Raw genomic sequence first — 6,275 nt, 5'->3', positions numbered from 1 at the left:
AAAGCTAACCCTAAGAAAAGAGCTAAAGGAATTGTACTTGAGTCTAGACTTGATCCAAAAGTTGGACCTATTGCTGACGTTCTTATACAAGAAGGAACTTTAAAAATAGGTGAAGTTATCGTTGCTGGAGAGTGTATGGGTAAAGTTAGAGCTCTTTTAAATGATAAAGGAGAAAACTCTCAATCTGCAACTGTTTCTCAACCAATAGAAATTATTGGATTTAACGAAGTTCCATCTGCAGGAGATACTTTCTATGTTATTCAAAATGAACAACATGCTAAAAGAATCGTTGACGAAGTTGCTAAAGAAAGAAAAATTTCTGAAGTAACTAGAAAATCAATATCTCTTGAGTCTCTTTCTCAAGATCTTGATCGTGCAAGTCTTAAAGAATTAAATCTTATTTTAAGAGCTGATTCTAGAGGTTCTGTTGAAGCATTAAGAGATTCATTACAAAAATTATCAACTGATGAAGTTGCTGTTAGTATAATTCAAGCTGCTTCTGGAGCAATTACTGAAAGTGACGTTAGACTTGCTGAAGCTTCTAATGCCATTATCATTGGATTTAATGTAAGACCAACAACTAAAGCTCTTAAAGATGCTGAAGCTGTTGGAGTAGAAGTTAGAACTTCTAACATCATCTACCATATTACTGAAGATATTGAAAAAGCTCTTACTGGAATGCTTGATCCTGAATTTAGAGAAAATTACTCTGGAAGAATTGAGATTAAAAAAGTATTTAAAGTTTCTAAAGTTGGAAATATTGCAGGTTGTATAGTTGTTGACGGTAAAGTTAGAAATGATTCTAATATCAGAATTTTAAGAGATGGTGTTATTGTTTATGAAGGTAAATTAAGCACTCTTAAGAGATATAAAGATGATGCTAAAGAAGTTGTTGCTGGTCAGGAATGTGGATTAGGTATCCAAAACTTTAATGATATTAAAGAGGGAGATATCGTAGAAGCATTCGATATTATCGAAATAAAAAGAACATTAAAGTAGGTGAAGGTGAAATGAATAAAAAAAGATTAGCTGGTATAGAAAAAGAGATTACTAAAGTTGTTTCTAAGGCACTTTTTGAGGAGATTAAAAATCCTAAAATAAAAAAAGCTATGGTTTCTATGACTAGTGTAAGAGTTACAGAAGATTTAAAATTTGCTGATTTATTTTTCAGCATTATGCCTATTGAAGGTAAACATTTCAACAAAAATGAAGTTTTAGAAGGACTTAATGAAGTTAAAGGTTTCTTGAGAAAAAGAGTATCTGATGAACTAGCCTTAAGATATACTCCTGAAATGAGAATTAAACTGGATGATACAATTGAACATGCAATTAAAATCACTCAGTTATTAAATACTTTAAAGGGATAATATGATTTGGGAGTGTAAGTCAGTATCTGAAAATCTTATTGAAACTAAGGCTAGTCAGTGGGGTGTTTCTAAATTTTTAGCCACATTGCTTTTAAAAAAAGAATTTTCTAACAAAGAAGAGGTTCAAGATTTTTTGAACCCTTCTTTATCCATGCTTAGAAACCCTTTTGATTTTGAAATGATGGATAGTGTGGTTAATAAAATAATTTCAGCAAAAAAAAGGAATGAAAAACTTTTTGTTTATGGAGATTACGATGTTGATGGAATTACTGCAGCTGTTTTTCTTGTATTGGCCTTTAGAGAAATTGATATTGATATTGAATATTATATTCCTAATAGAATGGATGATGGCTATGGCCTTGATAAAACAACCATCGATTTTATACATAAAAAACAAGGAAAACTTATAATTACTGTTGATACTGGCATTAACTCTTATGAAGATGTACTTTATGCTAAGTCACTTGGAATTGATGTAATAATTACTGACCATCATAAAAGTGTTAAAGAGGAAGAAGATGATATTCTCACTATAAATCCAAAATTAAGCAAGAAATATGATTTTAAATTCCTTGCTGGAGCGGGAGTAGCTTTTAAGGTTGCTCAAGCTGTATATAAAAGTCTCAATGAAAATATTTCTAAAATGACTCAATATATGGATGTTGTTATGATCGGGACTGTTGCTGACGTTGTTCCTATGTTTGATGAAAATAGAATTATTATTAGTGAAGGTCTTAAAGTTCTAAAAAATACTAAAATTAAAGGTCTAATGTATCTTATGAAATATTTAAAACTGTTTAATAAAGACATTAGCACTACTGATATTAGTTACTTTGTTTCACCTCTTATTAACTCTTTAGGAAGACTTGGAAATTCAAAATTAGGTGCTGATTTTTTTATCAAGACCGATGATTTTGAAATATACAATATTATTGAAGAGATGAAAAAAGCAAATAAACAAAGAAGAGAACTTGAAAGAACTATTTTTGATGAAGCTAATAATATGATTTCTAAGAAAAATATTAAAAACTTAAAATATATATTTGTTGCTTCTGAAAAATGGCACCCTGGTGTTATTGGAGTAGTAGCTTCTAGATTAAGTGTGAAATATGATCTTCCTGTTGCTATGATCTCTTTAAAAGATGGTCTTGCTAAAGCTTCTTGTAGAAGTATTCCAGGAGTAAATGTTTTCAATATTTTAAAACAAATAGAAGATAAATTAATTAGATTTGGTGGACATGATTTAGCTGCTGGATTTATTGCAGATGAAAAATTTCTTCCTTCTATTGACAATTTTTTCTCACAAGAGATTGACGAAAATTTACACTATCAAAAACCTGTTAAAACCTTAGAAATTGATTATAAAATTTCTATTGATAACATTGATGAACATTTCATCAATGATATTAAACATCTAGGACCTTTTGGCTTAGAAAATAAACACCCTTATTTTTTAGATACACTAGTTAAAATTACTAATGTTAAATATTTTGGTATTGAAAATAGACATTTTAATGGTATGCTAGAAAAAAATAGTGTTTCTTTTCCTTTAGTTGCTTTTGATTTAAGTTCAAAATTAGATTTATCTAATCCAAATACCTTATATGATATAGTTTACTATCCTGAAATAATGGTTAATAAAGGAGAGGAATACTACCAATTTCGTTTAAAAGATCTTAGAGTTCATTCAACTCAAGATATTTAATAAATATATATATACTTCAAGGAGGAAAAAGATGAAACACGAATTAAAAAAAGTTGAGCATTCAGCAGTAGAAATAAAAATATCTTTAACAGCTGAAGAATTATCACCAATCAAAGCAGGTGTTACTAAAACATTAGCTGGTAAAGTTGAAGTTCCTGGATTCAGAAAAGGACATGCTCCTATTAATAAAGTAGAAGCTGCTTATGCTGACGCTATTAAAGAAGAGGTTGTTGAGACTGTTCTTAAAGCAAACTTTGATAAAATAGTTGCTGAAGAGAAAATCGCTCCAGTTAGCTTTATATATGATCTTGTTACAGAAATGAACGAAACTTTAGAAATTACTTTCAAAGTTGATGTTTACCCTGAAATTACTTTAGGAGAATACAAAGGATTAGAAGTTGAAAAAGAAACTTTTGAAATGTCAGAAGATCTTTTAAACAAAGAAATCGAAAATATGATGGCTACTAAGTCTAACTTAGTTGATGCTGCTGAAGGGCACAAAGCTGTTATGGGAGATACTGTAGACCTTGCTTTTGAAGGATCAATCGACGGTGTTCCATTTGAAGGTGGAAAAGCTGATTCTCACCAATTAAAACTTGGTTCAAAAATGTTTATTGACAATTTTGAAGATCAATTAGTTGGATATACTGTAGGACAAGAGGGAGAAATTACTGTTAATTTCCCTGCTGAGTACCATGCTGCTACTTTAGCTGGTAAGCCTGCTGTATTTAAAGTAAAAATCAATGCTATCAAAACTTTAGTTCAACCTGAATTAAATGATGAGTTTGCTAAAGAAGCTGGTTTTGAATCTGTTGAAGATTTAAAAACTAAAAAAACTGAAGAGATCAAAGCTAAAGAAGAAGCTAGAGTTCAAAACAACTTTGTTGGAAAATTAATCCAAAAATTAGTTTCTGAATCTAAAGCTGATGTACCTAAGTCAATGGTAGTAAGAGAAGTTGAAAACAGAATGGCTGAAATGAACCAACAATTAGCTGCTCAAGGAATGGATATGGATCAATACTTAAAAATGACTGGTATGACTAAAGAACAAGCTTTCTCTCAAATCGCTCCAATGGCTCAAAACAAAGTTCAAGTTGACCTTGTTTTAGAAGCAATAGCTAAAGCTGAGAATCTTGAAGTTTCTGCTGAAGAATTATCTTCAAGAACAGAAGAAATTGCTAAAATGTACGGAATGAACAAAGAGCAATTAGAAGCTGAATTAACTAAAAATAACAACTTAAATGACTTTAACGGAAGTTTAATGAATGAGCTTTTATCTCAAAAAGCTGTTGAAATCATTGTAAACAACGCTAAATAATTTTATTCTATTGAGTAGGGGAAACCCTACTCAATAATTATTTTAAAAAATTAGAGTTAAATACCAAAATATTTTTAGTATTTAACTTTAAGTTTTTAAGGAGGTAATGAAAATATGTATAATCCAACAGTTATTGAAAATACAGGAAAAGGTGAAAGAGCCTATGATATATACTCTAGACTTCTTAAGGATAGAATTATATTTTTAGGTAGCGAAATTAATGATCAAATAGCTAATGCTATTGTTGCTCAATTATTATTCTTAGAAGCTGAAGATCCTAATAAAGATATTATTATGTATATTAACAGCCCTGGAGGTGTTATTACTTCTGGAATGGCTATATACGATACAATGAACTATATAAAACCTGATGTTCAAACAGTTTGTATTGGTCAAGCTGCTAGTATGGGAGCCATGCTTTTAGCTTCAGGACAACCTGGAAAAAGATTTGCTCTTGAAAATTCAAGAATTATGATTCATCAACCTCTTGGAGGTGCTAGAGGTCAAGCAACTGACATTGAAATCCAAGCTAGAGAGATTTTAAGAATGAAAGAGATGACATCTAAAATTTTAAGTAAAAATACAGGAAAATCAGTTGAAGAAATTATAAATGCAACAGAAAGAGATAATTTTATGAGTGCTGAAGAAGCTAAAGAATTTGGTCTAATTGACCATGTATTTGTAAAATAGGAGGATAAATCATGAGTAAAAAAGAGAATTGCTCTTTTTGTGGAAGAGGACAGGACGAAGTTTCAAAGCTTTTCTCTGGTATAAATGGTGCTTTTATATGTGATGAGTGTATTGAAACTTGTTTTGATATGCTTGGGTATGAAACTGATGTTTACAATGGAGAAAAAACTAATGAAAATACTCCTAACCATTCACTTAAAGATATACAGTTACCAATACCAAAAGAAATTAAGGATAAATTAGATGATTATGTTATTGGACAAGAAAACAGTAAAAAAGTTTTAGCGGTTTCAGTATATAATCATTATAAAAGAATTATGCATAGAGATTTAGGAAATCAAGATGTAGAGCTTCAAAAATCAAATGTTCTTCTTATTGGACCTACTGGTTCTGGAAAAACATTACTTGCTCAAACTTTAGCTAGAACATTACATGTTCCTTTTGCTATTGCTGATGCTACTACTCTTACAGAAGCTGGATATGTTGGTGACGACGTTGAAAATGTTTTAGTTAGACTTTTACAAGCTGCTAACTATGATGTTCAAGCCGCTGAAAAAGGAATTATCTACATTGATGAAATAGATAAAATTGCTAGAAAATCTGAAAATACATCTATTACTAGAGATGTTTCTGGTGAAGGAGTTCAACAAGCTCTTTTAAAAATTATTGAAGGTACAAAAGCACAAGTTCCTCCACAAGGTGGAAGAAAACATCCAAATCAAGAGCTAATAGAAATTGATACTACAAATATTCTATTTATTGTTGGTGGAGCTTTTGAAGGTATGGAGAAAATTATAAAATCTAGAACTAATAAAAAAGTTTTAGGATTTGGATCTACTCAATCTTCTAAAGAGGTTTCAAATGAAATTGAATTATTAGGAAAAGTTTTACCTGAGGATTTAGTTAGACAAGGAATAATTCCAGAATTAGTTGGAAGATTACCTATTATAACTACACTTACTCCTCTTGATGAAAATGCACTAATGATGATTCTATCAAAACCTAAAAACTCTATTGTTAAACAATATAAAAAATTCTTTGAAATGGAAAATGTTGATCTTGAGTTTGATGAAAATGCACTTCAAAAAATAGCTCACTTAGCTCTAGAAAGAAAAATTGGAGCTAGAGGATTAAGATCTATCATTGAGAATATTATGACTGAATTAATGTTTGAAATTCCATCTGATAAATCTAT

The 6,275-nt window shown here is 30.1% G+C and carries 6 protein-coding genes; all 6 read left to right on the top strand.

Features of this window, described 5'->3' with window-relative positions; genetic code table 11:
* Positions 1-999: translation initiation factor IF-2 (locus Q0V09_RS06455; protein WP_367172309.1), on the top strand; the 999-nt coding region annotated here is incomplete at its 5' end.
* A gap of 11 nt (positions 1,000-1,010) precedes the next feature.
* Positions 1,011-1,367 carry a 30S ribosome-binding factor RbfA gene (rbfA, locus tag Q0V09_RS06450; RefSeq protein ID WP_297405923.1) on the top strand — a complete coding sequence of 119 codons (357 nt, stop codon included), beginning with the start codon at positions 1,011-1,013 and terminating at the stop codon, positions 1,365-1,367.
* Position 1,368: 1 nt separating this feature from the next.
* The gene (gene recJ / locus Q0V09_RS06445; RefSeq protein ID WP_297405924.1) at positions 1,369-3,072 is read left to right on the top strand and encodes a single-stranded-DNA-specific exonuclease RecJ; all 1,704 of its coding nucleotides are present in this window, start codon (positions 1,369-1,371) and stop codon (positions 3,070-3,072) included.
* Between the two features lie 31 nt (positions 3,073-3,103).
* Positions 3,104-4,390 carry a trigger factor gene (tig, locus tag Q0V09_RS06440; RefSeq protein WP_297487769.1) on the top strand — a complete coding sequence of 429 codons (1,287 nt, stop codon included), beginning with the start codon at positions 3,104-3,106 and terminating at the stop codon, positions 4,388-4,390.
* A gap of 114 nt (positions 4,391-4,504) precedes the next feature.
* A complete protein-coding gene (gene clpP / locus Q0V09_RS06435) occupies positions 4,505-5,080 on the top strand; it encodes an ATP-dependent Clp endopeptidase proteolytic subunit ClpP (protein WP_297405926.1) in 576 nt (191 codons plus the stop codon).
* Between the two features lie 11 nt (positions 5,081-5,091).
* On the top strand, positions 5,092-6,275 hold a 1,184-nt coding region (clpX, locus tag Q0V09_RS06430; RefSeq protein ID WP_297487767.1), incomplete at its 3' end, for an ATP-dependent Clp protease ATP-binding subunit ClpX.

Origin of the sequence: uncultured Cetobacterium sp. (assembly GCF_947039425.1) — a bacterium.
In the GTDB taxonomy this organism is placed as follows: domain Bacteria; phylum Fusobacteriota; class Fusobacteriia; order Fusobacteriales; family Fusobacteriaceae; genus Cetobacterium_A.
The sequence above is the reverse complement of the archived record's forward strand: the minus strand, read 5'-3'. Positions and strand labels throughout refer to the sequence as shown.